General features: G+C 37.0%; 24 protein-coding genes. 20 read left to right on the top strand and 4 right to left on the bottom strand.

Features of this window, described 5'->3' with window-relative positions; translation table 11 throughout:
- Nucleotides 1-48: 48 nt before the first annotated feature.
- Complete coding sequence (locus CH364_RS09215; protein WP_100787847.1) at nt 49-2,349, bottom strand: SpoIIE family protein phosphatase; 2,301 nt, start codon at nt 2,347-2,349, stop codon at nt 49-51.
- Between the two features lie 135 nt (nt 2,350-2,484).
- Here CH364_RS09215 and CH364_RS09210 point away from each other — a divergent pair, with 135 nt between their 5' ends.
- Together CH364_RS09210 and CH364_RS09205 are read left to right on the top strand one after the other, a co-directional pair.
- Nucleotides 2,485-3,243, top strand: coding sequence for an SDR family NAD(P)-dependent oxidoreductase (locus CH364_RS09210; RefSeq protein WP_100743210.1), 759 nt, complete (start codon nt 2,485-2,487; stop codon nt 3,241-3,243).
- A gap of 12 nt (nt 3,244-3,255) precedes the next feature.
- Nucleotides 3,256-5,949, top strand: a complete 2,694-nt coding sequence (locus CH364_RS09205; RefSeq protein ID WP_207762221.1) for a PAS domain S-box protein — start codon at nt 3,256-3,258, stop codon at nt 5,947-5,949.
- Here CH364_RS09205 and CH364_RS09200 read toward each other — a convergent pair.
- The gene (locus tag CH364_RS09200; protein WP_100743209.1) at nt 5,940-6,356 is read right to left on the bottom strand and encodes a response regulator; all 417 of its coding nucleotides are present in this window, start codon (nt 6,354-6,356) and stop codon (nt 5,940-5,942) included. The genes CH364_RS09205 and CH364_RS09200 overlap by 10 nt on opposite strands.
- A gap of 78 nt (nt 6,357-6,434) precedes the next feature.
- Here CH364_RS09200 and CH364_RS09195 point away from each other — a divergent pair, with 78 nt between their 5' ends.
- A complete protein-coding gene (locus tag CH364_RS09195) occupies nt 6,435-8,450 on the top strand; it encodes an NADPH-dependent 2,4-dienoyl-CoA reductase (protein WP_100743208.1) in 2,016 nt (671 codons plus the stop codon).
- Nucleotides 8,451-8,455: 5 nt separating this feature from the next.
- Nucleotides 8,456-9,292 (top strand): TrmH family RNA methyltransferase, encoded by an 837-nt coding sequence (locus CH364_RS09190; RefSeq protein ID WP_100743207.1) that lies wholly within the window; start codon nt 8,456-8,458, stop codon nt 9,290-9,292.
- Between the two features lie 9 nt (nt 9,293-9,301).
- On the opposite strand, the gene CH364_RS09185 is transcribed toward CH364_RS09190, so the two are convergent.
- Both CH364_RS09185 and CH364_RS09180 read right to left on the bottom strand, forming a co-directional pair.
- Complete coding sequence (locus CH364_RS09185; protein ID WP_100743206.1) at nt 9,302-9,496, bottom strand: hypothetical protein; 195 nt, start codon at nt 9,494-9,496, stop codon at nt 9,302-9,304.
- Complete coding sequence (locus tag CH364_RS09180; RefSeq protein ID WP_100743205.1) at nt 9,483-10,607, bottom strand: lysophospholipid acyltransferase family protein; 1,125 nt, start codon at nt 10,605-10,607, stop codon at nt 9,483-9,485. Before CH364_RS09180 ends, CH364_RS09185 begins: the two co-directional genes overlap by 14 nt.
- A 585-nt stretch (nt 10,608-11,192) precedes the next feature.
- On the opposite strand from CH364_RS09180, the gene CH364_RS09170 reads away from it, so the two are divergent.
- From CH364_RS09170 to CH364_RS09095, 16 genes are read left to right on the top strand one after another with little or no spacing between them, the layout of a single operon-like run.
- Nucleotides 11,193-11,537, top strand: a complete 345-nt coding sequence (locus tag CH364_RS09170) for a MarR family EPS-associated transcriptional regulator (protein ID WP_100743203.1) — start codon at nt 11,193-11,195, stop codon at nt 11,535-11,537.
- Nucleotides 11,538-11,573: 36 nt separating this feature from the next.
- A complete protein-coding gene (locus tag CH364_RS09165) occupies nt 11,574-12,524 on the top strand; it encodes a GDP-L-fucose synthase family protein (RefSeq protein WP_100743202.1) in 951 nt (316 codons plus the stop codon).
- 7 nt (nt 12,525-12,531) lie between these two features.
- A complete protein-coding gene (locus CH364_RS09160; RefSeq protein ID WP_100743201.1) occupies nt 12,532-13,542 on the top strand; it encodes a phosphoglycerate dehydrogenase in 1,011 nt (336 codons plus the stop codon).
- Between the two features lie 8 nt (nt 13,543-13,550).
- Nucleotides 13,551-14,390 carry an ABC transporter permease gene (locus CH364_RS09155; protein ID WP_100743200.1) on the top strand — a complete coding sequence of 280 codons (840 nt, stop codon included), beginning with the start codon at nt 13,551-13,553 and terminating at the stop codon, nt 14,388-14,390.
- Complete coding sequence (locus CH364_RS09150; protein WP_100743199.1) at nt 14,387-15,685, top strand: ABC transporter ATP-binding protein; 1,299 nt, start codon at nt 14,387-14,389, stop codon at nt 15,683-15,685. The genes CH364_RS09155 and CH364_RS09150 overlap by 4 nt, the downstream gene beginning before the upstream one ends.
- Nucleotides 15,682-16,680, top strand: a complete 999-nt coding sequence (locus CH364_RS09145; protein ID WP_100743198.1) for an NAD-dependent 4,6-dehydratase LegB — start codon at nt 15,682-15,684, stop codon at nt 16,678-16,680. The genes CH364_RS09150 and CH364_RS09145 overlap by 4 nt, the downstream gene beginning before the upstream one ends.
- A 3-nt stretch (nt 16,681-16,683) precedes the next feature.
- Nucleotides 16,684-17,862, top strand: a complete 1,179-nt coding sequence (locus tag CH364_RS09140; RefSeq protein ID WP_100743197.1) for a LegC family aminotransferase — start codon at nt 16,684-16,686, stop codon at nt 17,860-17,862.
- Complete coding sequence (locus CH364_RS09135; protein ID WP_243401299.1) at nt 17,859-18,473, top strand: acetyltransferase; 615 nt, start codon at nt 17,859-17,861, stop codon at nt 18,471-18,473. The genes CH364_RS09140 and CH364_RS09135 overlap by 4 nt, the downstream gene beginning before the upstream one ends.
- Nucleotides 18,470-19,489 carry an N-acetylneuraminate synthase gene (gene neuB / locus CH364_RS09130; protein WP_100743196.1) on the top strand — a complete coding sequence of 340 codons (1,020 nt, stop codon included), beginning with the start codon at nt 18,470-18,472 and terminating at the stop codon, nt 19,487-19,489. The genes CH364_RS09135 and neuB overlap by 4 nt, the downstream gene beginning before the upstream one ends.
- Nucleotides 19,486-20,658, top strand: coding sequence for a UDP-N-acetylglucosamine 2-epimerase (gene neuC / locus CH364_RS09125; RefSeq protein WP_100743195.1), 1,173 nt, complete (start codon nt 19,486-19,488; stop codon nt 20,656-20,658). The genes neuB and neuC overlap by 4 nt, the downstream gene beginning before the upstream one ends.
- On the top strand, nt 20,655-21,701 hold the full coding sequence (locus tag CH364_RS09120; protein ID WP_100743194.1) for a nucleotidyltransferase family protein: 1,047 nt from the start codon (nt 20,655-20,657) through the stop codon (nt 21,699-21,701). The genes neuC and CH364_RS09120 overlap by 4 nt, the downstream gene beginning before the upstream one ends.
- Nucleotides 21,702-21,708: 7 nt before the next feature.
- Nucleotides 21,709-22,866: an N-acetyl sugar amidotransferase gene (locus CH364_RS09115; protein ID WP_100743193.1), complete on the top strand. Its 1,158-nt coding sequence runs from the start codon at nt 21,709-21,711 to the stop codon at nt 22,864-22,866.
- A 12-nt stretch (nt 22,867-22,878) separates the two neighbouring features.
- Nucleotides 22,879-23,649 carry an imidazole glycerol phosphate synthase subunit HisF gene (gene hisF / locus CH364_RS09110; protein WP_100743192.1) on the top strand — a complete coding sequence of 257 codons (771 nt, stop codon included), beginning with the start codon at nt 22,879-22,881 and terminating at the stop codon, nt 23,647-23,649.
- Entirely contained in the window at nt 23,636-24,283 is a 648-nt protein-coding gene (hisH, locus tag CH364_RS09105) for an imidazole glycerol phosphate synthase subunit HisH (protein ID WP_100743191.1), read from the top strand. The genes hisF and hisH overlap by 14 nt, the downstream gene beginning before the upstream one ends.
- Entirely contained in the window at nt 24,280-24,972 is a 693-nt protein-coding gene (locus CH364_RS09100; RefSeq protein ID WP_100743190.1) for an acylneuraminate cytidylyltransferase family protein, read from the top strand. Before hisH ends, CH364_RS09100 begins: the two co-directional genes overlap by 4 nt.
- Nucleotides 24,973-24,975: 3 nt before the next feature.
- Nucleotides 24,976-26,184 carry a hypothetical protein gene (locus CH364_RS09095; RefSeq protein WP_100743189.1) on the top strand — a complete coding sequence of 403 codons (1,209 nt, stop codon included), beginning with the start codon at nt 24,976-24,978 and terminating at the stop codon, nt 26,182-26,184.
- Nucleotides 26,185-26,206: the final 22 nt, after the last annotated feature.

Raw genomic sequence — 26,206 nt, 5'->3', positions numbered from 1 at the left:
GAATTCGTTTTACGAATGAGATGACTGACCCTCTAACATCGATTTAATTTAATCAACAATTTTCTGCCGAAAACCCTCAATTTCCATTCTCAAACTTTCTACTCTTTTGGAGTCAGCAGTAAGGAATGTAGTGAGGCCTAATGTTTTTTCGGCCTTGGGCAAGTTGCCTACCAAAAGGTAAAGTTGGACGAGCCGTAAAAGATTCGATAGATGGCCAGGGTTACGTAATCGAATCCTTTCTCCCATATCAATAGCCTTACCATATTCTTTCGTTTGTTTGTAAGTAAACGATGCTAAATATATTAGATCAGTGTCTCCTGGATATTCCTCGATATAGGAATTACATTTTTCTGCAGCTAGTTTGTATTCTTTCATTCGAACCAAAAGGCGAATGAGTGCTCTTGTGATTTCTTGGTTTTCTGGATTGATTTTGTTTGCTTCTATTAAATTTTCTTTTGCTTGGTCCAATTGGTTTTCTTTGATATGGGCCCTTGCTTTGCGCATCAGATCATAAGATTCTTTCCTAATAGATCTTGGGGGAAGGGTTTGGTGTTCTTTAAAAGATATTCGCATTAAACTTAAGTCATCAGTCAGTTCCCCCATTTCTAAAATGGATTGGTAAATCGGTTTTAAGTTTCCATTTCCTTTTTCTACGTGATGCAAAAAAAGTTCTTCGTCATGGTTGATTTTTCTAAATTCTGCCTGGGTATCAAATTCGATATCATCCCGACCGTCAGAACCTAGAATCATAACATCACCAGGTTGCAGTTGTAAGGTGGATATTTCTAATGAGTTTTCTTTGACCGGAGTTCCCAGTTTTCTAAGTTCTGAGTTGTTTTTTATAAATTCCGCCTTTTGATTACGAAATAACACTGACCAAGGATGTTCAGCGTTCAGATAATAAACTAGTCCTGTTTCATCGTCTATTAGACCCATCACCATAGAAACTAACATCGAACAATCGAAACTTTCAAATATATGGTGGAGTTCTTGGTAAGCATTTTTAATCCATCGCTCTGCATAAAGTGTTTTGACTGATTGGACGGCCAAGGACCTTTCTAAAATGGATTGGACTGCAGCACCGAGAACAAGGACTCCGCCGGCTCCCTGCAAAGATTTTCCCATGGCATCCGCATTCAGAAAAAATGTATAATCTTTCCCTCGTAAGGGAACGGTTCTTGTGATACAAATGTCACCACCGATTTCGTTTTCTCGCCCATGGAAAGTGAAGGTTTTCTTTTGTTTGATTAAAAAATCAGTTTTGACATTGGAACCAAGAGTTTTGTTTAAACTGAGTGGTTTGATAAGTAGGGAAGTAAGGAAATAATCTCCATCTTGTTGTTTTTTTAAAGTTTCAACAGTTTCTAAACTGTTGCGAAGTTCAGATGTTTTTGCTTCGACTAATTCCGTTAAGTTTTCTCGTATCCTTCCTACTTCTCTAGTGGCTTTTTCAAAGTTCTCCGCAAATCGGATGAATTCTTTGTCTATGGAAAGGATGGGTAGTGCCCCCCTTCCACCACTTGCCAAACTATTTGCCGATTCGTTGATTTGTTCCAAAGTTAAGTTGATGGATTGGAAAAACATAAAGATAAGAATCACAGCTTCAAAAAAAGTCATGGTAATGAAGGCTGAAATTTTGATTAAACTTGCATTTTCAAAAGATATAAAAACCGCAAGTATAGTTAACGAAAGTAAAATAAGGATGAGTAAAAAAATAAACTTTCCTTTTAAACTCATGATCCCATGATTTTTGTGAATAGTGATATCTCGATAAGAAAGTATTTTTTTAATCTCCACTCGTTTTGCACCGGTAAAATAATCGGAGATGATATAAGAAAATCCACCGTAAACAAAAACGGCAGCAAGCCAACCAATCAAAATCAGAGCCAATTCATAGAGTGGATAATGGTAGAGAACATATGTGATGGATACAGAGATAAAAACAAAAGATGCATAACGCAAAGCCGCATACATATTTTCTTTTGGAAAATCTATAATAGAATTTAAAAGATTCTCCAATTCTAAAATATCTTTATGCCGAATGGTTTCGTTAGGTTTTAGATTTGCATTGAGTTTTTTAGTATCCGAACGAAGACCCAAATAACCTATAGGGGACAAGATTCCAAACTCGATACTATGTCCTACAGCAGCGAGAGCAGTGGTGACGAGAAATACCAAAACGACCTCAGGATGATTTTCGGCAGTGAATTCGGGGATAAGGGCTGATCCAAAAAAATAGGCGTAAAAGGCTCCGAAAAAGGCACCTTGGAGAGAAAAAAAGACAATGGCAAAGCTATAGGAAATATATTTATAGAAGAATTTGAAAATACGATCAAAAATGCTGCTCATATGGATTCCTCAGGGAAACAAAGACTAAGGTTCAAAAAAACACAGTAAAGATATTTTATGGAATGGTTCCAAAAAAAGTTAGATGTCTTATTAAAAAGAACTTTATTCAAAATCTCTTTGATTTAGGTTTCGCACATGGAACTAAAAAACAAAAGAATTGTGATTACCGGCGCAGGTTCCGGAATCGGAAAAGAGACCATGTTGCAAGTGTTAAAGTATGAAGGGGTTAAGGTTCTTGCCTGCGACTTAAATGAAAAGAACATTCTCATCCATCCAAACGTAATTCCTTATAAATGCGACGTATCCAAAAAAGAAAATTTGGATAAATTAGTGAAAGACGCAGATAAAAAACTTGGTGGGATCGATATTTTTTATGCAAATGCTGGTTTTGCTTACTACGAAGTGATCCCTAATCCTGATTGGGATCGAATTGACAGGATCTATTCTACAAATGTGTTTTCGCCTTTGTATTGTTTAATCACACTTAATCATACAAGAAAAGAACCATTTTTGTTCATTGTCACTGCATCGGCTATGAGCCATTTGGCATTGCCAGGTTATGCTCTTTATTCCTCCACAAAAGCTGCGGTTCGTTCGTTTATCGATGCGTTCCGATTTGAATTGAAACCAGGAAACCGAGTGATGGTGGTGTATCCGATTGCAACAAGAACGCAGTTCTTTGATGCAGCGGGGAAAAAAGTACCAGTTCCTTTCCCAAGCCAGTCACCTGAGACTGTTGCAAAGAAAGTAGTGAGAGGGATTGAATCCAATGCAAAAGAGGTTTATCCATCTCTTCTTTTTCGATTCATCCAGGTTTTGGACCGGTTTTTGTTTTTCATTCTGCCAATTTACCAAAAAATCGAAGCCTCTAAATTGGATTCTTTAAAAAAATAAGTCTATTGGGAAGTGGATTCTACGATTGGAAAGGGAGACGCAAAGGAAATAGGGAAACCGGTAGAACGTAGTCTTTCTGCTGATGAAAAGTTTGTCGAAGCTGAACTTTTGACAACCATAATGAATGTCAGTTCCACAGCGATGATGGTACTCAATCCATTGGGACAGATTCGGTATGCAAACCCTGCATCCGAGTCTGTTCTTGGAATCAAACTCAATGATATTTTAGCCAGAACCTATGATGCCCCCGAATGGAAAAATTCTTCTTTGGATGGTGGACCTTGGCGAGAAGAAGACCAACCTTTCACCATTCTTTTAAATACTAAAAAACCAGTCACAGACATTCGACATTCAATTGAGGATACTTTTGGAAACAAAAAATATCTTTCGATCAATGGTTCTCCCGTTTTCGATAAAAATGGGGAACTTACTTTCCTAGTATTTCTCATTACAGACATCACAGAAAATGTTCTAAAACAAAAAGCTTTAGAATACAATGAAATCAAATATCGAACTATCACCGAACTTTCGTTAAGTATGGTTTATGATTTGGATATCAAAACAGGAGAAAATCATTGGGGAGGCGCGATTCAAGAAATCACTGGTTATTCAACAGAAGAATACCAAAAAGTAGGTTATGAAGAATGGGCAGATGCGATCCATCCGGATGATCGAGAAGAGACTCTCCAAGCATTTGAGGATTCGTTGACGAACCGTCAAAAATTTACAATAGAATACAGATACCGAGTCAAATCTGGCGTTTATATTTACATTGAAGATAATGGTATTTTCCTTTATAATCGAGAAGGAGAAGCCTATCGAATGTTTGGTGCAATGATTAACAGAACCAAACAAAAGGAAGCAAACATTGCTCTTAAGGAATCGGAATCTCGGTTGGTGATGGCTCTTGATGCAGCAAAAATGGGAATCTGGAGTTGGGATATTGAGGCAAGGACGATTTATTGGTCTCCGCAAACCTACAGTATTTATGGATTTCCTGGTGAAAACTTTGACGTAACTGTTGAAAAATTTTTAGAACTTACATTCAAGGATGACTTAGAGTTATTATCAAAAGAAACAACACTCTTAATGGAAGACCAAAATCGTTCTGCATACCGAATCCGGAACCGAATCAATCATCCTGATGGAAAAATTCATTGGATTGAAGCGATAGGCAAACTAACTCGAAATAAAGAAGGTAAAGCTACCATTTTACAAGGAACAGTTTTAGATATTACGGAGATTAAACTCAGTGAAGAAGCCCTTCGTAAATCGGATGAAAGGTTTGAAACGTTTTATCAATTTTCAACAGAAGCATTTTTGATTTTTGATGAAAATGGATTGAATGTAAAAGATTCTAATTCTGCATTTCAACGTTTGTTTGGGTTTGACCTAGCGGAAGTTCCCTATTTGAAGGTGCGAAACCTTTTAACAACTGAATCACTTAGAAAAATTCGAAATACAATTTCCACCAACAAATCAGACCCTTTAGAAATTATATGCAAAAAAAGTAATGGAGATTTATTTCCTGCATTAGTTTCGGTAAAACGTTTTTCATATAAAGAAACAAACTCAATAGCTTATAGTATTTTTGATTTAAGTCCGTTGAAAGAAGTAGAAGAATTACGCCTTATCAATTCTGAGATAAGAGATAAAAACAAACTGATCGAAAAACAGAAGTTAGAGTTGGAATTGGCCCTTGAAAATCTAAAACGGACACAGGACCAATTGATCCAATCAGAAAAGTTAGCAGCCCTCGGCCAATTAATTGCAGGGATAGCTCACGAAATCAATAATCCCATTGGAGCTGTCAAAGCTTCGAACCAGAATATGTTGGATTGGCAAAAACGGTATGGATTGGCTTCACAACTATTTCGTGAAGCTATACTTTCTGTACCGATACCGGAGCAAAAAATAGTTAAAACAATCTTAGCAAACTTAGACCAACCAATCGAATTTTATACTGGGAAAGAAGAACGACTAAGAAAAAAGAAAAACAAAGAAGTGTTTTTGGCTTATGGATTTGATTTAGGTTGTGCAGAAGAATTTGCCGAAGTTTGGGTGGAATTAGGTATTGGTGAAATTGATCCAAGTTATTTGCCTTTATTCAAATCTCATTATATCAAAGTTTTTATAGATTATTTATCATTAGAAATCCAATTCCGAAGGAACACTCGTTCCATCCAATTGGCTGTTGACAGAATTTCTAAAATTATGTATGCCCTTAAGAATTTTTCTAGGTTTGATGTGAATGGTAAAAAAAATAAAGCATCCATCCCTGAAACGATAGAAACTGTTCTTACGATTTACCAAAATCAATTAAAACGTGGGATCAACTTAAAAAAAGATTATGAGTCAGTGGCACCAATCGAGTGTTATCCTGATGATTTATTGCATGTTTGGACAAATTTAATTTATAACTCACTACAAGCTATGTCTTTTGTTGGAAATTTGGAGATCTCAGTCAAAGATCATGGAGAAGATATTTTGGTTTCCTTAAAGGATTCGGGTCCGGGTATTCCAAAGGAGATCCAAGGAAAAATTTTTGAACCATTTTTTACTACCAAAGCACCGGGAGAAGGGAGTGGACTTGGGCTTGATATAGTCAATAAAATTGTCAACAGGCATGGAGGACGAATCGATCTTTCATCTGTTCCCGGCGAAACAATATTTAATATTTATCTTCCAAAACAAAGTCAGTCATGAATGGCTTGTGAGATTGTGGAGATGAGTTCTTCTTCATCCCAAGGTTTTTTCAAACAAGCAATGGGTCCAATTTCCGAATTTAAATTATCAACAGATTTTTGATCAGCAAATCCAGTAATGATAACTTTTTCTATATTGGGATAGGATTTATGTACTTTTCTTAAAAATTCATCTCCATTCATTCCTGGCATGGACCAATCAGTAATGATTACAGAAACAGACTTTCCTTCTTCTTCTAATTCTTGAAGCAAATCCCAAGCTTCTATTGCACTGTCGGCAGTTAGGTATTTAAATTGTTCACCAAAATGTTGTTTCACTTGTGATTTCATACTCATTAATATTATAGATTCATCATCTACAAAAAGAATGGCACTTTTTGTATTTTTATTCTCAGTCACAATTTCCACAGGTGATTGTTATACCTGTTCTTAATTGAATTGCAAGTAAATCTTGCCAAAATCTCTCATTTTCTATTTTTGTAGCTTATGACATCTTATCCCAATCTTTTGTCCCCCTTGTCTCTTGGATTCACCACATTACGAAATAGAACCATTATGGGTTCCATGCACACCGGTCTTGAGGAAGCGCCGAATGGATATGAACGGATGGCCGCATTTTACGGTGAACGTGCGAAGGGTGGAGTGGCCCTGATCGTCACAGGAGGAATTGCTCCCAACGAAGCAGGACGTGTATCCCGTGGTGGCGGTGTGATGGACACAGAAGAAGAAGCCAAACACCATCGTGTGGTGACCGAAGCAGTGCACAAAGAAGGTGGAAAAATTGCCATGCAAATCCTTCATACCGGTCGTTATGGATACCATGACAAAATTGTAGGTGCTTCCAACCTTAGAGCTCCAATCAATATGTTCAAACCTCATCCTCTAACAGAAGAGGAAATTTATCAGACCATTGAGGACTTTGCACGTTGTTCGGAACTCGCGAAGTTAGCAGGTTATGATGGAGTCGAAATTATGGGTAGTGAAGGTTATCTCATTAACCAGTTCATTGCCAAACGTACAAACAACAGAACCGATGCCTGGGGTGGAAGTTTTGAAAACCGAATTAAATTTCCAATAGAAATCATTAAGGCAGTACGCAAACGAGTGGGAGCTGATTTTATTATCATCTATCGTTTGTCTATGTTGGATCTTGTAGAAGATGGCGGAAATATTGATGAAGTATTGATTCTTGCAAAAGAAATTGAAAAGGCTGGGGCCACTATCATTAACACAGGGATTGGTTGGCACGAAGCAAGAATTCCAACGATTGCTATGATGGTTCCAAGAGCAGCATTCACTTGGGTCACAGCAAAGGTCAAAGGGCATGTAAACATTCCTCTTGTGACATCGAACCGAATTAATACTCCTGACATTGCTGAGTCTGTTCTTGCAGCTGGAGATGCTGATTTGGTTTCTATGGCGCGGCCTTTCCTTGCGGATTCTTTTTTTGTAAACAAAGCAGCTGCGGGAAAAGCTGCGGAAATCAATACTTGTATTGCTTGTAACCAGGCATGTCTTGATCATATCTTTCAGGGAAAAATATGCAGTTGTTTGGTGAACCCAAGAGCTTGCCATGAAACAGAACTAATCATTGAAAAAACATCCAAACCAAAAAAGGTAGCAGTGGTGGGAGCAGGTCCCGGTGGGATGGCTTGTTCAACAGCGCTTGCCGAAAGAGGACATTCTGTTACTTTGTTTGATGCTCACGGAGAACTAGGTGGACAATTAAACATTGCTCGTCGGATCCCTGGAAAAGAAGAGTTTAAAGAAACCATTCGTTATTTTGGTGAAATGGTGAAAAAACATGGTGTTAATTTAAAGTTAAATACATTTGTTTCTGCTGATGATCTCATTAAACAAGGGTTTGATGAAGTTGTGCTTGCAACTGGAGTCACTCCAAGAATACCGGAAATTCCAGGCATTCATGGACCAAATGTTCTTAGTTATGTGGATGTGGTTCTTAAGGGAAAACCTGTTGGAAAACGTGCTGTTGTCATGGGGGCAGGTGGAATTGGATTTGATGTAAGTTTGATGTTAACTGATGCAGGGCATGAATTTTCTCGGGAAAACTATCTAAAAGAATGGGGAATCAATCAAAACATCACAAAGGATGGTGGTTTGAGCACAAAAGACACACCTCATTCTGGTCGAGAAGTTACGATGTTAAAACGTTCCAATAGCAAATTTGGAGCCACACTTGGTAAAACTACTGGTTGGATTCATAAAACATCTTTAGAAGATAGAAAGGTAACACAAATTTCTGGGGTAACTTATAAATCTATTGAACCCGATGGAGTTGTCATCGAGGTAAAAGGGGAAACAAAAAAGATTCCTTGTGATACTGTTGTTGTTTGTGCGGGACAGGATTCCAATCGTTCTTTACTTGAACCTTTACAAAATGCAAAGATTTCTGTTCACTTGATTGGTGGAGCCGATTTAGCATCGGAGCTTGACGCCAAACGTGCGATTGACCAAGGAACAAGGCTTGCCGTAACCATTTAGGTTTTATGCAAAATGGTAGGCCTCTCAAAATTTCTGTTAGGAATGCAGAATTTCAAATTCTTTTGGCTCTTAGGACCAATCGTTCCAAAAGGAGCCAAGAGAAAGAAGTTTTTGTTGAGGGAACCGAGTGCATCAAACAACTAATTGGTGCTCATTGGGAAATCACTCGAATTCTATTTAGGGAAGGAGTGAAATTGTCCCAGTGGGCAGATTCTGTTTTAGAAAATTACCCGAAGGCGAAACAATTTGCGGTCACAGCCGATCTTTATTCAGAACTTTCTGAAAAAGAAAATCCATCAGAGCTCATTGTCACAGCCAAAATTCGTAGCACTAATCTCCAAAACTTAACCGTGGTCAATCATCCTTTTTATCTTCTATTTGATCGGCCAAGTGACTTGGGAAATTTTGGATCAATCCTTCGCTCTGCCGATGCATTCTCTGTGGATGTTGTTTTTGTTTTAGGACACTCGATTGATGTATATGATCCCAAAGTCATCAGAGCAAGTCTTGGTAGTATCTTTTATACCAAGTTGGTATTTTTAGAATCCGTTGTTTCGTTGGAAAAGTTTTTAGAAAAAGAGAAAAATCGAACTGGAGGAATTCTTCAAGTCATTGGTTCCGATTCTCTTGGAACCGAACCATTGGAAAAAGCCAATTTAAATAGCCCTGTGTTTTTAATTTTAGGAAATGAAGCCAAAGGGATGAGTGTTCATTTACAATCCCTTTGTGATTTGATTGTGAGTATACCAATGAGTGGGGTTGTCAATTCACTGAATGTAGCCTGCGCCGGTTCTATTTTACTTTGGGAAGTGACCAAAAATAGAACCAAACACAAAACTTAGATTTTTAGTTTAACGGCAAGTGGCAATGGTTCCATTTGGGTTGTATTTTACACTCGCTCCAGAAGTAAACTGAATGTATTTTACTCCATCTACACAGACTTCATCATATCCAAAATACTTCGCACAGCCGCGTGAGATGGTTCCACAACCTACAAAAAGGAAACTAAATAACAATACGATTCGAATTGGTTTAAGTGATTTCATTTGTGACTCCTTGGTTCGTAAAAATCCCATTCCACAGATCTTCGATATGGTTTAGGTGGGCAGTGAGTTGGTTTCTGTGATACATTACGATATTTGATTTTTTTAAATTGTGAATCGATTTGGGAATATGATAAAGAATTTCTCTTGTGTGGATAGTTTCTTCTTCCCAGTCAATAAATTTAAATGTTTTTAATTTTGTAAAAATTGATTCCAGTTGGTTCTGAATTGTTTCCTTTTTTAGTTCGGATGCAATTGTGATTTCAGGGAATTTATCTTCTATTTGTTTTTTAAGTTTTAGAATTAGTTCTAACAACTGGTGTTTTTTGATATTGGTTTCTTTGCCGAATTTCAGAAGGATGAATGACGTTAGGTTTCCTATTGTCACTGTATAGTTTTTTCCGAGTTTTTCTGCGACTAGTTTCACAACTTGGTCTGCAGATAGATCTTTCTGGATTTCAAATGGTTTTCCGTATTTTATATACAATTTAGTTTTTTGATAAGAAAGGTGGTCATAGGTAAGTGTGAAACTGTTAAAATGAAGTTTATCAATTTTAGATTTGATGTAGTATGCGCCGCGTTTGACTTGATTTAAAAAACCATCATGACTATAGGTTCCTTCTGGAAACATAAAAAGGTTTCTTCCCTTTTTGATATGAGCCACTAGGTCTGTCCATTCACTGTCAACTTTGTCTCGAAGTTCCCCAGACTTTATCAGTGCCCGCGCATTGTCACGGAACGGACGTTTGATGGGAGCAGCTCCAATATACCGTAACAAAATGGGGATGATTTGGATTGCATCTATGAATTGAAAAATCCATTTTAAGATTCCCTTCGAACGAAATTCTTTTTGTAAAAACCCAGGTTGTAAGATATCCTCCCTTGCCGGAATGATCATTTTGATTTTGGGTTTTAGTCTTGGATAAACCATGGAAAGTGAAACAACGTCGGCTTCAGAAACATGATTGCATAATAACGCTGTGGGATAAGGTGATTCTAAATGTTCTTCTGCGCCTGAAAAGTTTTCTTCTATGGAATGGAAAACTGTGCCTTTTGCCAAACTCACTAATTTGATTAGGAAATCATATACAAGGGTGCGTTTTTTGGGTTTCATTCAGATAGGTATCGTGAGCAAATCAATAAAAGTCAATTGGAATCTGGATGGTTTTGGAAACTGATTCTGTTGGTTTATACGGATCATAAAGTTGCTTTCAAACAAATTGGTTGGTTGGGCCTTGCAGAACAAATAAAATTGTTCCTTTTTTAAATTCCGTAGCATTTGGTTTTGTTTTTTCTTGGTCCAGGTTTGTAATTTTTGTTCAGTTCCCGTTTGGTAACACTTTGTCTTTTTAATGATATTTACTTTCACACTCGAATGAGAAAATTCGTCTCTGTATCAAAACTATCCCTGTTTGTTTACGAATCGACATTCGGATTCTGGACAAAAAACATCCATTAAATCTAAAATATAGAAGTATGCGGTTCTATTTTGTGGCTCAAAGCCATCTACCGGATTTTCGCAGAAATCCGATGATTCCCGTTCATAGAATGAACATTTTTACTTGACCTTGTTCAAAAGCTGAACACATTTTGTTAAAATATGGGACTCAGGGGGCGAAGCTATGCCTGTAGTTCGCTAAAATTCCATTCACTGGTCCTAAATTCTTTAGGATCAATTATAGCTTAGGGAATGAAATCAATGAAAGACGAGTCACAATACAGCGATTATCATTTAAAATTATTGCAATTGTTAGCTGAGAATCCTCATCTTTCGCAGAGAGATGCCTCTGATGTGTTGGGACTTAGCTTGGGTAAGGTTAATTATATTCTGAAAGCATTTCTTGATAAAGGCCTTATTAAAATGAATAATTTTAGAAACAATAAAAACAAGATGGCCTACACATATTTACTTACTCCAAGTGGAATCGAAGAAAAAGCAAAACTTACGTTACATTTTTATGAAATAAAGAAAAGAGAATATGAAGCCTTAAAAGCAGAAATAGAAAAGTTAGGTTATTCTCATGCTACCAATGGAATTTATTAAGTTTTATATAATTAAAAATTTAAATGGAGTATTCACTTGAAGAAAGATGCAAAAATCTACATTGCAGGCCATAAAGGATTAGTTGGTTCTGCTTTAGTTAAAGTTTTGAAAGAGGCTGGATTTACGAATGTAATCGGAAAGTCACATGCCGAACTTGACCTAACAAACCAAGATGCAGTCATAGATTATTTTGAAGCAGAAAAACCGGAGTATGTTTTTTTAGCTGCTGCTAAAGTCGGTGGAATTCATGCTAACAATACCTATCCGGCAGAATTTATATTCTCAAATTTGCAAATTCAAAATAACATAATTGATGCAGCATATCGATTTGGAGCCAAAAAGATGTGTTTTCTTGGTTCCTCTTGTATTTATCCTAAGTTTGCTAAACAACCAATGGATGAAGGTCAGTTACTCGACGGTAAGTTGGAACCTACAAATGAGCCGTATTCGGTGGCAAAAATTGCAGGAATTGTAATGTGCCAAAGTTATAACCGTCAATATGGCACAAACTTCATCTCAGTAATGCCAACCAATCTGTATGGACCTGGTGACAATTATCATCCTGAAAATTCTCATGTTTTGCCTGCACTCATTAGAAGAATACATGAAGCAAAAGTTCAGAATTCTCCCGAAGTTGTTATCTGGGGAACAGGAAAACCTCTTCGTGAATTTTTGTACTCAGAGGACATGGCAAGAGCCTGTTTGTTTTTGATGGAAAATTATGATGTTTCGAGTGATCCAAAAGGTGGGGAACATGTAAATATTGGATCTGGAATCGAAGTGAGCATTCGTGAATTGGCAGAAACAATCCAAGAAGTGATTGGTTATGCTGGAAAATTAAACTTTGATTTAACGAAACCTGATGGCACACCTAGAAAATTGTTAGATGTTTCTAAACTACATCGGATGGGCTGGAAACATGAGGTTGAACTCAAAGAAGGAATCAAACGTGCTTATGAAGATTTCGTAAAGCAACATAGAGGATAAGTATCAAGTGGCTAATGTTTTTGTCTCTACGTATCCCTTTTGTCGTTCCGATAAACAAGCAATTGAGCACCTACTTTCTAATGGGCATCATGTAGTGATCAATCCTTTGGAAAGAAAAATGAAACCAAGTGAGGTTTTAGAAAATGCTGAAAACTTTGATGCTCTCATTGCTGGCACAGAAGACCTAACACCTCTTGTAGAAAAAACTTCCAAATTACAATTGATTTCTCGTGTTGGTGTTGGGCTCGATAGTGTTCCCTTGGATTTATGCAGGAAAAAATCTATATCAGTGGCATACACTCCGGACGCAGTATCACCAGCTGTTTCTGAACTAACAATTGGCCTGATGGTCGATTTAATGAGGCAAGTTTCTTTTGCCGATCGTGAAATTCGAAGAGGCTTATGGACAAGGCCTTATGGAAATCGCCTTGGTGGCTCTAGTATTGGTATTTTGGGATTTGGTCGAATCGGGAAACGTGTCGCTTCTCATTTAATTGGATTTCTTCCCAAGGAAATCCTTGTTTGCGATTTAGTTGATAAAAGCAAAGATATTGAAGAATTACAAAAATTGGCTGATGAATTATATAAGCTAAATTCCAAACTTGGCAAAAACTGGGGCAAGGTAACCTTTAAACAAGTAGAGCTTTCCGATCTTGTTCAAAGTTCAGATATTCTTACAATCCATGTTCCTCTTTTAGAAAGTACAAAGAATATGTTTCAATTAGAGGTCCTAAACCGAATGAAATCTTCTGCATTTTTAATTAACACAGCTAGGGGAGGAATTGTTAATGAAGGGGATTTATACCAAGTTTTAAAATCAAAGCGATTAGCTGGAGCTTCGTTAGATGTTTTTGATGAAGAGCCATATTTTGGTGCTTTGAAAGAATTTGAAAATGTTATTTTAACACAACACATGGGTTCATGTTCTAATGATTGTAGGGCAGATATGGAAAGAGAAGCAGCAGAAGAGGTGGTTCGTTTTTTTAATGGAGAGCCTTTGGTTTCAAGGGTAATATAAAGCGATTGATGAAAGAAATAGAAATAACAAACGAATCGAAGTGGTATAAAATCGATATAGTCGGTATATATGAATACCGAGATCTTTTATGGCTTTTGGTAAAAAGGGATTTCGTTGCTTTTTATAAGCAGACAATTCTTGGGCCACTCTGGTATATCATTCAACCTATTTTTACTTCTTTAACAATGACTGTAATTTTTAGCAATATTGCTAATATTTCAACAGATGGGATTCACCCATTTTTATTTTATTTGTCTGCGTCTACTTTGTGGAGTTTTTTTTCCGAAGCGCTGAATAAAACTTCAAATACTTTCTTAAATAATTCTGGTTTATTTGGGAAAGTATTTTTTCCAAGAATGATCGTTCCCATTTCAACCGTATTGATTACTTACTTAAAACTCTTTTTACAAGTGGCACTACTCGGAGTCTTTTATTTCGCGTTAGGTGGATATACTTATCTAAGTTGGAATTCTATTTTTAACTTTTTTGTTCTTATTCCACTCGTTTTTTTACAGGTCGGTTTATTTGCCCTTGGATTTGGAATTTTTTTGTCCTCTTACACAACAAAATATCGAGATTTAGTTTTTGCATTGAGTTTTGGAATTTCGCTAATGATGTATGCGTCTCCGGTAATTTATCCCGTATCAATGGTTCCGATAAAATATTTGGATTTGTATATGTTGAATCCAATTAGTTCCAATATTGAAGTGTTTCGATATTCTTTATTCGGTGTTTTATCCATCCAGTGGTACCACTGGGGTACAGGCTGGTTGGTTACATTCCTATTTTTATTTCTAGGAATGATAACTTTCAATAAAGTCGAAAAGAATTTTATGGATACGATATGAGCCAGTTTGCTATTTCAGTTGAAGGTTTAAGTAAAACTTACCAACTTGGGTCTATAAATCATGGCACTCTCTTTCAGGATATACAGTCGGCATGGGCAAGGTGGAGAGGATACGATGATCCAAATGCAAAGGTTGGTCAAAAAAACGATCGTCTGGTTGGAAATAATTTTCATGCTCTCTCTGATATTAATCTGGAATTTCAAAAAGGAGAACGAGTCGGAATCATCGGACGCAATGGTGCAGGTAAATCGACACTCTTAAAGATATTATCTAGAATCACAAGTCCAAGTGAAGGACGAATTCGGATCAACGGTCGAATTGCTAGTTTACTTGAAGTTGGTACAGGTTTCCATCCTGAATTGACAGGTAGAGAAAATGTATTTCTAAACGGTGCCATTCTAGGAATGCGAAAGGATGAGATTTTAAGGAAATTTGATGAAATCGTAGATTTTTCTGGTGTTGAAGAGTTTATTGATACACCAGTGAAACGTTATTCTAGTGGAATGTATGTTCGTTTGGCATTTGCTGTCGCGGCTCATTTGGAACCAGATATCATGGTTGTTGATGAAGTGCTTGCTGTTGGAGATGCCGTTTTTCAGAAAAAATGTTTAGGTAAGATGGATAGTGTCAGTAAAGACCAGGGTCGTCTTGTTATATTTGTGAGTCATAGTATGGACGCAATTAGTACACTTTGTACTCGTTCTATTTTGTTAGATGATGGTAGAGTCAAATTTGACGGCGATACTTCCTCTGCTATTTCTTTGTATCTAGAAGATCTAAAATCAGAAATGATGCAAAATGCGACTAGAGAATCAAACATCACTTTTCCAATTGAAAAAGACATCAATCATCAAATATTAACTTTTGGAATTGTTACCTTAGACAAAGAAAATTTTCAGCCCTTTGATAAACCTTTTCAATTTAATATAACCTATAAAGTTACCGGGCGGATTTCAAATTTAGTTGTTGATTTAAGGATTTTAAAAGATGGGGAGACTGTTTTGTTTAGTTGCATTGGTGATCGCAATGAAGATTTCCGAGACCAACACGAACCTGGAGTGTATTCCGCAAGTGTTACAATTCCCGGAATCTTCTTGCCTGTAGGTAGTTACATTGCTCAGGTTACAATGCATGTTCCGCAAATGCATCCACACGGTATTTATAATCCAGGAAAGGGAATTCATTTTCAAATTCATCAAGAAGGGATGAATCTGGTGAGTTCTTCTTATATTCCTGGTTGGTCAGGACGAGTGTTGTTGTCAGAACCTTGGAAAGTAAATAGGATCAATTCATGAAAAAAATTCTTATCACTGGGGCCGATGGTTTTATCGGTTCTCATTTAACCGAAGCACTTGTAAGAGCTGGTTATGAAACAAAAGCCTTTGTTCTTTACAATTCTTTTAACTCATGGGGTTGGTTGGATTCCTGCGCAAGTGATGTAAAAGGAAAATTTGAAGTTTTTTCTGGAGACATTCGTGATCCATACGGAGTGAGAACGGCCATGAAAGACTGCGATGCAGTGTTACATTTGGCTGCTCTTATTGCAATTCCATATTCATATCATTCGCCAGATACCTATGTAGACACAAATATTAAAGGCACTTTGAATGTCGTACAAGCAGCAAAAGATTTAGGAATTAAAAAAGTGATCCATACATCCACTTCGGAAGTTTATGGGACAGCACGTTTTGTCCCCATTACCGAAGATCATCCATTACAAGGCCAATCTCCTTACTCAGCGAGCAAAATTGGCGCAGATCAAATTGCAATGTCATTTTATAATTCATTTGATACTCCTGTTGCAACCATTCGTCCGTTCAATACCTACGGCCCTAGGCAATCTGCTCGCGCAGTCATTCCTACGATTATTACACAAATTGCAAAAGGAAATCATAAAATAAAGTTAGGTGCGATTCATCCTACTAGAGATTTTAATTTTGTAAAAGATACGGTATCTGGATTTTTAGCGGCCCTAAAATCAGATAAAGGTATTGGACAGGTAATTAATTTAGGCAGTAATTATGAAATTTCAGTCGGTGATACAGTAAAGACCATCGCTGAATTGATGAAGGTTGAAGTTGAAATTGAATCAGAAGACCAGCGTCTTCGGCCAGAAAAAAGTGAAGTAGAGAGGCTGTGGGCATCGAATGAGAAAGCGAAAGAACTTCTCAATTGGAAACCGGAATATGCGGGAATTGAAGGTTTAAGAAAAGGTTTGTTGGAAACAATACATTGGTTTCTGGACGAAAATAATTTAAATTCCTATAAAGTTGGAATCTATAATATTTAATCTATGTTAAGTGATTTTGAAGTAGCTAATTCTGTTACAGATGCAATCAAAGCCGTTGTCGGAAATTTTCCGGTAATTTTGCATGAACCAAAGTTTTCTGGCAATGAGTGGAATTACCTGAAGGAATGTTTGGACACGGGTTTTGTGTCTTCAGTTGGAAAGTTTGTTGATCGCTTTGAGTCTGAATTGGCAACCTATACCAATTCAAAATATGCCGTTGCTGTCGTTAATGGAACAGCTGCTCTTCACATTGCATTAAAGCTTTCCGGTGTAAAGCCTGGAGACGAAGTTCTAATCCCAACTTTGTCATTTGTTGCCACTGCAAATGCTGTTACTTATTGTGGAGCCATTCCACATTTTGTCGAGAGTGAGCCAAACCATTTGGGATTAGATCCATATGCGATTCGCGATTATTTAAACATAATTTCAGAAGAGCGCAATGGGCAATTGATGAATCGATCTACGGGAAGGGTGATTCGTGCCATAGTTCCAATGCACACATTTGGTCACCCTGTTCTTCTCGACGAGATTTTGAAATTGGCCAAAGATTTTCGAATGGCCTTAGTGGAAGATGCTGCAGAATCTTTGGGTAGTTATTATTTCGGAAAACACACTGGAACTTTCGGAAAGTTTGGTGTTTTGAGTTTTAACGGAAATAAAACAATTACCACCGGAGGTGGTGGGGCAATTCTCACGCAGGATGAAACACTCGCAAAACATGCGAAACATATCACTACAACAGCAAAATTGCCACATCGTTGGGAATACATTCATGATGAGATTGGTTTTAATTATAGAATGCCAAATATTAATGCAGCTTTAGGTTGCGCACAGTTAGAACAGTTACAGAGTTTTTTAGATTCAAAAAGAACTTTATTTTCTAATTATAAGGATTCACTGAAATCAGTGTCTCAGGTGTCGCTAATAGAAGAGCCAGAACATTGTAAAAGTAATTATTGGCTGCAAACATTACGTTTGTCTGAAGAATACAAGTCAGCCAGAGATTCTGTCTTACAAGTTACAAATGATAACGGCATTATGACAAGACCTTGTTGGCGTTTGTTGCATACGTTAGCTCCCTTTAAAGATTCTCCAAAGATGGAAATGCCAGTTGCGGTATCATTAGAACAAAGATTAATCAATATACCAAGTAGTCCTTCATTAGTTGGTAAATCAATTTGATTCAAGAACCTTTATTATTAGTAGGTGCAGGTGGACATACCAAGTCTTGTATCGAAGTAATTGAAACAGAGAATCGTTATGAAATCATTGGATTAATCGGCTCAGAGTCTGAAATGGGTAAAGATATTCTCGGATATAAAGTCATCGGTTCTGACAACGATCTGAAAGAACTAAAATCGATTACAAAAAATGTATTAATTACAGTTGGGCAAATAAAAACTTACGAACCTAGGAAACGTATATTCCATTTGCTAAAGGAGCTTGGTTTTCATTTTGTTTCTGTCGTATCGCCATTTGCACGGGTTGCTAAATCTGCCAAAATTGGGGCAGGGACGGTTGTTTTTCATAATGTTGTGTTGAATAGCGATGTAATCGTTGGAGAAAATTGTATTATCAATACGGGTGCCATTTTGGAACATGAAGTAACAATCGGCGATCATTCACACGTGTCTACAGGGTGCATTTTAAACGGTGGAGTACGTGTAGGTGATTGCAGTTTTATTGGTAGCGGAACAGTTGTTAAAGAAAATCTTTTGATCGGTTCGAAAGTGATTGTTGGGATGTCCGCAAAAGTATTAAAGAACGTTCCCGATTCTATTGTATTTGTATGAATGAAAAATTTGGAAATAAAACTCTGGTCATCGCTGAAGCAGGCGTAAACCACAATGGTGATTTGAAACTTGCCCACAAACTAATTGATATTGCCTCCGAGGCTGGAGTAGATGTGGTTAAGTTTCAAACATTTACTGCAGCATCTCTTGTTACGGAATCAGCAGTAAAAGCGGATTACCAATCTGCATCAACTGATCCAAACGAATCGCAGTTTTCTATGTTAAAAAAACTGGAAATCTCTCCTTCCTCGCATTGGGAACTAATTGAACATTGTCGTGCGAAGGATATTGAATTTTTATCAACTGCTTTTGATTTAGAAAGTTTAGATTTTTTGTCTCAGTTAGATTTAAAACGTTATAAAATTCCGTCAGGAGAAATTACGAATTTACCTTATTTAGAGGCAATTGGTCGATTGGGTAAACCAATTATTCTTTCGACTGGAATGTCTACTTTAGGTGAAATAGAGGATGCAATTCGAACTATTGAGCGAAGTGGTTTGAGTAGAAATCTTTTGACAGTCTTACATTGTAATACGGAATACCCAACTCCTGTGACGGATGTGAATTTATTAGCAATGTCATCATTAAAGGCAGCTTTCGGGGTTTCTGTTGGTTATTCTGATCATACATCGGGCATTGAGATTGCTTTGGCGGCTGTTGCATTGGGTGCCACTGTCATAGAAAAACATTTTACGATTGATAAGAATCTTCCAGGACCAGACCACAAAGCGAGCCTTGATCCAAGAGAACTAAAGATTATGGTGGATGGAATAAGAAATATTGAGCAGGCATTAGGTGATGGAGTTAAACGACCAACAGTTAGTGAAATTAAAAACATTCCAATAGCAAGAAAATCAATCGTTGCAAAATCTCCTATTAAACTTGGAGAATTTTTATCTAAAAGTAATTTAACAACAAAAAGACCTGGAACCGGTATTTCACCTATGCGTTTGGAAGAGGTGATCGGTAGAAAAGCAAAACGAGATTTTCAAAAAGACGAGTTAATCGAAATATGAAAAAGAAAATCTGTGTAGTCACTGGAACGCGTGCTGAGTATGGGCTTTTATCTCACTTAATGAAAGAGATAAAAAGACAGCCAGAGTTTCAGTTGCAAGTTGTTGTGACAGGCATGCACCTATCGCCAGAGTTTGGACTAACATATAAGGAAATTCTAAAAGATGGATTTGAAATAGATCAAAAGCTTGAAATTTTATTAAGTGCAGATACTGCATCTTCGGTTACCAAATCGATTGGACTTGGATTTCTTGGTTTTGCGGATACTTTCGATAAGTTGAAACCTGATCTTTTAATTGTGCTTGGTGACCGCTACGAGATTCTAGCTGCGGCCTCTAGTGCACTTATTTTTAATATACCAATTTGCCATATCCACGGCGGCGAACTTACCTACGGGGCCTATGACGATGCCATACGACATTCCATAACAAAAATGGCTAAAATTCATTTTACCGCAACTAAAGAATACCGGAACCGAGTGGTTCAAATGGGAGAAGATGCGAATTTCGTTTTTGAAGTCGGCGGCCTTGGTGTAGATTCAATTTCAAAACTGCCAGCGATCTCTAAAGAAAAACTTGAAGAAGAACTCGGGTTTTCGTTTGGAAAAAAAAATTTATTAGTAACTTATCATCCGGAAACTCTTTCAACACATACACCAACAAAACAATTTGAAGAATTACTTGCTGCTTTGGATCAATTAGAAGAGACAAATTTGATTTTTACACACCCAAATTCTGACAATGGTGGTAGAGAAATTATTTCGCTAATTGAATCTTATGTTAAAAGTCACAACAACGCTAAATCCTTTTCTTCTTTGGGGCAGGTACGTTATTTCTCGTGTATTCGGTATGTTGATGGGGTTGTTGGAAATTCTTCAAGTGGTTTGCTTGAAGTGCCAACTTTCCAAAAGGGAACTATAAATATTGGTAATAGACAAAGTGGGCGACTAAAAGCAGAAAGTATCATTGATGTTACCACTTCCAAAAACTCAATATTAGATGGAATTAGGCAATTGTATTCGAATGATTTTCAAAATAGGTTAAAGTTCGTTGTTAATCCTTATGGAGACGGTCAAGCAACAGAAAAAATGATCCAGATACTTAAAAAAATAAAATTCGATTCATTGGTAGAAAAAAAATTCTATGACCTTCCGGTGACAGAAAGCATATGACAAATCACTGGCAGACAACAATTCTAACGTTAAACTCTACCATTCAAGATGTGATCAAAAACTTGGATGATAGTGGGCTTCAAATTACACTGATTGTATCATCTGATGGAAAGTTTTTAGGAACTATCACTGATGGAGATATTCGGAGAGGGCTTTTGCGTGGTTTGAATTTAAATAGCCCAGTTGATTCAATTATATTTCGAAATTCGCTCGTTGTGACACCACAAATGAGCCGGGATATGGTTTTACAACTGATGCAAACCAATCGTATCCATCAATTACCAATTGTGGATGAAGCAAGAGAGGTAGTTGGTCTCTACTTATTAGATGAAATTTTAGCACCATCGCTTAGAGATAATATCTTTCTGATTATGGCAGGTGGACGAGGGAAACGACTCATGCCACATACAGAGAATTGTCCGAAACCACTATTGAATGTGGCAGGCAAACCAATGTTAGAGCATATTATTGAGCGGGCAAAAGTGGAAGGATTTCATCGATTTCTAATCGCTGTCCATTATCTCGGTTATATGATTGAAGATTATTTTGGTGATGGTTCAAAGCTGGGCGTAAAAATTGAATATATACACGAGGAGGAGGCTCTTGGTACAGCTGGAGCATTGAGTTTAATCCAAGATCTTCCAACTATTCCTTTTATAGTGACCAATGGAGATGTTCTTTCTGACATTCATTACGGAGAATTTTTAGATTTTCATATAAGGCATGGTGCTACTGCTTCTATGGCTGTTCGTTTGCACGAATGGCAACATCCGTTTGGTGTCGTTAGGACAAAGGGAGTTGAAATTGTAGGTTTCGAGGAGAAACCAATTTATCGCAGTCATGTCAATGCTGGCATTTACACTTTAAATCCAGAAGCATTAACTCGATTAAAAGCTAAATCACACTGTGATATGCCAACTTTGTTTACAAGGTTATCAGACGAAGGTTTGAGAACGATTGTTTATCCAATGCATGAACCATGGATTGATGTTGGTAGGCCAGATGATTTGCAAAGAGTGAATTTACAAGAGGGGAACATTTAGAATCAATATGGAAAAACGAGATTTAATTAAATTATACAATCTTCCAGCAGAGGTGAAGTTTTGTAAAAAATGTACGGTATCTAATCAAAGACCACGAATTACTTTTGATGAACATGGAGTTTGTTCCGCCTGTAATTTTGCAGAATATAAACGAACGAAAATTGATTGGAAGCAGAGGGAACAAGAGTTAGTTGAACTTTGTAATCGGTTTAGAAAAAATAACGGTGAATATGATGTGATTGTGCCTTGTAGCGGTGGTAAGGATGGCGGATTCGTTGCTCATCAGTTGAAATATAAATATGGGATGAATCCTCTCACTGTAACTTGGGCACCTTTAAAAGCCACTGAAATTGGAAGAAAAAATTTAGATGCATTCATCGCATCAGGGTTTGATAATATTCTTGGGACTCCAAATGGAAAGGTAACACGTCAACTTACGCACCTTTCATTTAAATTTTTAGGTGATCCTTTCCAGCCTTTTATTTACGGGCAAACAAATTTTCCAATGCATATGGCGATTAAATACAATGTATCGTTAATTATGTATGGAGAAAATGGTGAGGTTGAATATGGCGGAGATATGAAGAATGCCTTTCGACCGAATCGAGACATACAAGATCATGACAAACATTATTTTTCCGGATTACCTCCTGAATTTTGGACAGAACACGGTGTAAGTGCAAATGATTTGAAACCCTTTATGGCTCCTAAGTACGAAGAAATACTTAAAAATAAAACAGAAATTCATTTTCTTGGTTATTATAAGTTTTGGGATCCACAAGAAAATTTCTATTACTGTCAAGAAAATACAGGATTTACTCCTAATTCGGAACGTTCAGAAGGAACATATTCTAAGTATGCCAGTTTAGATGATCGAATAGATGGGTATCATTATTATCTCGCCTATATTAAGTTTGGAATTGGTCGCACAACGTCGGATACAGCACATGAAATTCGAGATCATAAAATAACTAGAGAAGAAGGTGCGGCTCTAGTTAAACGTTATGATGGTGAATTTCCAAAAAAACATTACCAAGAATTTTTGGAATATTGTTCTATCACCGATGAAGAATTTACTGCTGTTATCGATAGTTGGCGTTCTGACCATTTGTGGCAAAAAAATGGTGGTGAATGGGAACTGAAATATAAGGTTTGGGAAACTTAAAATTTAGATTTTATGAGAAAAATTCGCCTTATCGCAAGGTTAGATATCAAAGGCACAAACTTAATTAAGGGTGTGCATTTGGAAGGATTAAGAGTCATCGGATCACCGGCGGAGTATGCGCATAAATACTATCAACAAGGTGCAGACGAACTCATCTATATAGATTGCGTCGCAAGTTTATATGGTCGCAATAATTTGAGCGAAATTGTAGAAGACTCAGCAAAAGATATATTTGTACCCCTAACGGTTGGTGGCGGAATACGATCCGTTGAAGATGCGACACGTTTGCTTCGAAGTGGTGCAGATAAGGTGGCGATCAATACTGCCGCCGTAGCCAATCCCAACTTGATCTCCGATATTTCTAGAAAATTTGGAAGCCAATGTATGGTCTTATCGATACAAGCAAAACAAATCGATGTTAAAAAATGGGAAGTTTTCACAGATAACGGCAGAGAAAAAACTGGGTTGGATGTTGTCGACTGGGTAAAAAAGGCAGTGGAACTTGGAGCCGGCGAAATTCTTTTAACCTCGATTGATCGAGAAGGAACGAGAAAGGGGTATGACATCGATTTAGTAAAAGCAGTCACAAAACAAGTATCTGTTCCTGTAATTGCAAGTGGTGGAATGGGCATTCCTGAACATCTCGTCGATGTTATACGAGACGGTGAAGCAGATGCTGTGGCAATGGCCGATATTTTACATTATGGCCGTTCTTCCATCGGTGAGTTGCGAGAGACTGCAACGAAAGCTGGAATTGAGGTAAGAAAATTTGTCACAGCCTGATGTATTGATTATTGATTATGGAGTAGGGAACTTACTTAGCGTTCAAAGAGGATTTGAGTATTGCGGAGCAAAAGTAGATATTTCAGCGGACCCGGATCAAATTTTAAAAGCATCTCATGTTATCTTACCCGGTGTTGGGGCCTTTGCCAATGCAATGGACGCACTCAATCAAAGAAATTTAGTAGAAGTGATTCATGAAGTAGTTAAAAAAGGAAATCCTCTTTTGGCGATCTGTTTGGGAATGCAGATGTTATTGGATGAAAGTGAAGAGTTTGGTATTACTAAAGGGTTGGGATTAATTCCTGGTCGAGTTGTTCCTATTCCTTCATCGACTTCCCAAGGCCAACCACAAAAGATTCCACATATTGGTTGGAGTGAACTACATCCCTCAAATGAAACCAAAGAATGGAAATTGTCCATTTTAGATGGTCTGAGCGATGGAGATTCTGTTTATTTTGTACATTCGTTTATGGCTTTACCTGATAACGATGAATATCGGCTGGCAGATACCTTTTACGGTGGGAATCGTATATCGGCCGTTATTGGTCGCGAGAATGTTTTTGGATGTCAATTTCATCCGGAAAAGAGCGGTTCAGTCGGTCTTAAGATACTCAGTCAGTTTATAAAGTTATGAGAATTCTAACTCTTATTCCAGCAAGAGGAGGCTCTAAAAGGTTACCTGGAAAAAATATAAAACTCCTCGGTGGAAAACCGTTAATCGCTTGGAGTATCGATGTAGCAAAAGGTATTCCCGAAATTTGTGATATATTAGTTTCAACGGACTCTTTAGAGATAGCGGAAATTGCGAAAAAATGTGGAGGTTATGTTCCTTGGTTGCGACCTGAGAATTTATCTACCGATACTTCCTCATCTGTCGATATGGCGATCCATGCGTTACAGTGGTATGAAGAAACACATGGAAAAGTGGATGGACTGATGCTGTTGCAACCTACATCCCCATTTCGAAGTTTAAAAACGATTCAATTAGGTATTGAATTGTTTCGGAAAACAAACAATGCCGTTGTGGCAGTATCCAAAACACATACGCACCCAAGTTGGTCTTTTAAAATTGAAAATGATATTTTAGTTCCTTTTTTTGATAACAATGGAACTAAACAAAGGTCTCAAGATTTGGAGGCTACCTATAATGTTAATGGATCATTTTATTTAACGACTCCATCTCATTTAATTTCTACATTATCTTTTTTTGAACCAAAAGTTACTCCGCTAATTATTGACAATCAGTTCGAATCGGTGGATATAGATACTTTCTTGGATTTTCAATTTGCCGAGTTTTTACTTTCAAAAAATATAATCAACTAAATAATGAAAGCTGATGTTCCGAATCAACCAGTTACTATTTATTTAATTGCGGATCGACCTCTTGATAAAAGATTTTGGGCCTATTGGATTTTCGATTTGTTGGATGAAATTCCAATACAGTTTGAAGTGTTGCAGTTAACTTATGTCCATGATTTTTTGAAAGAAATAAAAGAGGATATATCTTCTACCGATACTCGCATTCATATAACAAAATTTTTAGATGAAACTTCCTTGTTGGCTTTTTTGGATAAAAATGCTATGAAACGATCGTTAGTTTTCTTTTATACGTGGGTTTCACCAAATGCATACATGAAGGTAATATCTTTTGTAGATAAGAATTTCGAAAATTATTATTATTTAATGCATGGAGTAGGTGATAATTCCTGCGATTCTCCTATAAGTCCAAATGTATGGGAAAGTCTGCGAAATTTTTATAAAAAAATTAGATTTATTATAGGGATGATGCGCAGGTTTAAAGGTGCAAAGTATTGGTTCGATTCGACTAGAATGCGTATCAAGGCGCAATACCCTTATTTTGGGCCGTTTGGCTATCGGACTAAGTTTATTGTGACAGGAAACCATTTTCAAGAAAGGTTCCTGAAGGCTAAAGAGATCCAAAAAATAGAACTGTTTTCCAAAAATAAAAAAACAGCTTTGTGGTTAGATCAAAATCTACCTAACGTTTTTCAGTTTGGGTACAAAATTGAAGTTGATCCAGAAAAATATTACGCTGGGCTAAGTATACTTTTTAGACATTTGAATGATATAGGTTATGATGTTTATCTGACCCTACATCCGGATGTACAAGAAAATGACAAAATGATTCTAGAGAATCAATATTTAAAAAATACTGCAAAAATCTTGGATATTCCTTCTGAAGTTGCCTCTATAAACGTTGATCTAATTTTGACACATGATAGCACTGCCTCTTATTTTGGAGTTTTAGCCAACAAACCCATTGTTAGTTTAATGTATCGACATTTAAAAGATGAGCATATGATTGATTCGATAAAGGGCTTAAGTCAGTTACTAAATACACCGCTAATTCATTTTGACGAAAATGAATTTGATCTTATTGATTTTGATCATGTCTCCGTTGATGAGAAAAGCTACCATAAGTTTGCGAGAAATTTCATTTTGGGTGATCAAAAAGGTTCGCCTTACAAGTTTATGAAATCATTAATAAAAAAAGAAATTGAGTCTATAAAATAGAATAATGTTGGTTCTGGAAAGT

It is taken from the genome of Leptospira harrisiae, from assembly GCF_002811945.1.
In the GTDB taxonomy this organism is placed as follows: Bacteria; Spirochaetota; Leptospiria; order Leptospirales; family Leptospiraceae; genus Leptospira_A; species Leptospira_A harrisiae.
The sequence above is the reverse complement of the archived record's forward strand: the minus strand, read 5'-3'. Positions and strand labels throughout refer to the sequence as shown.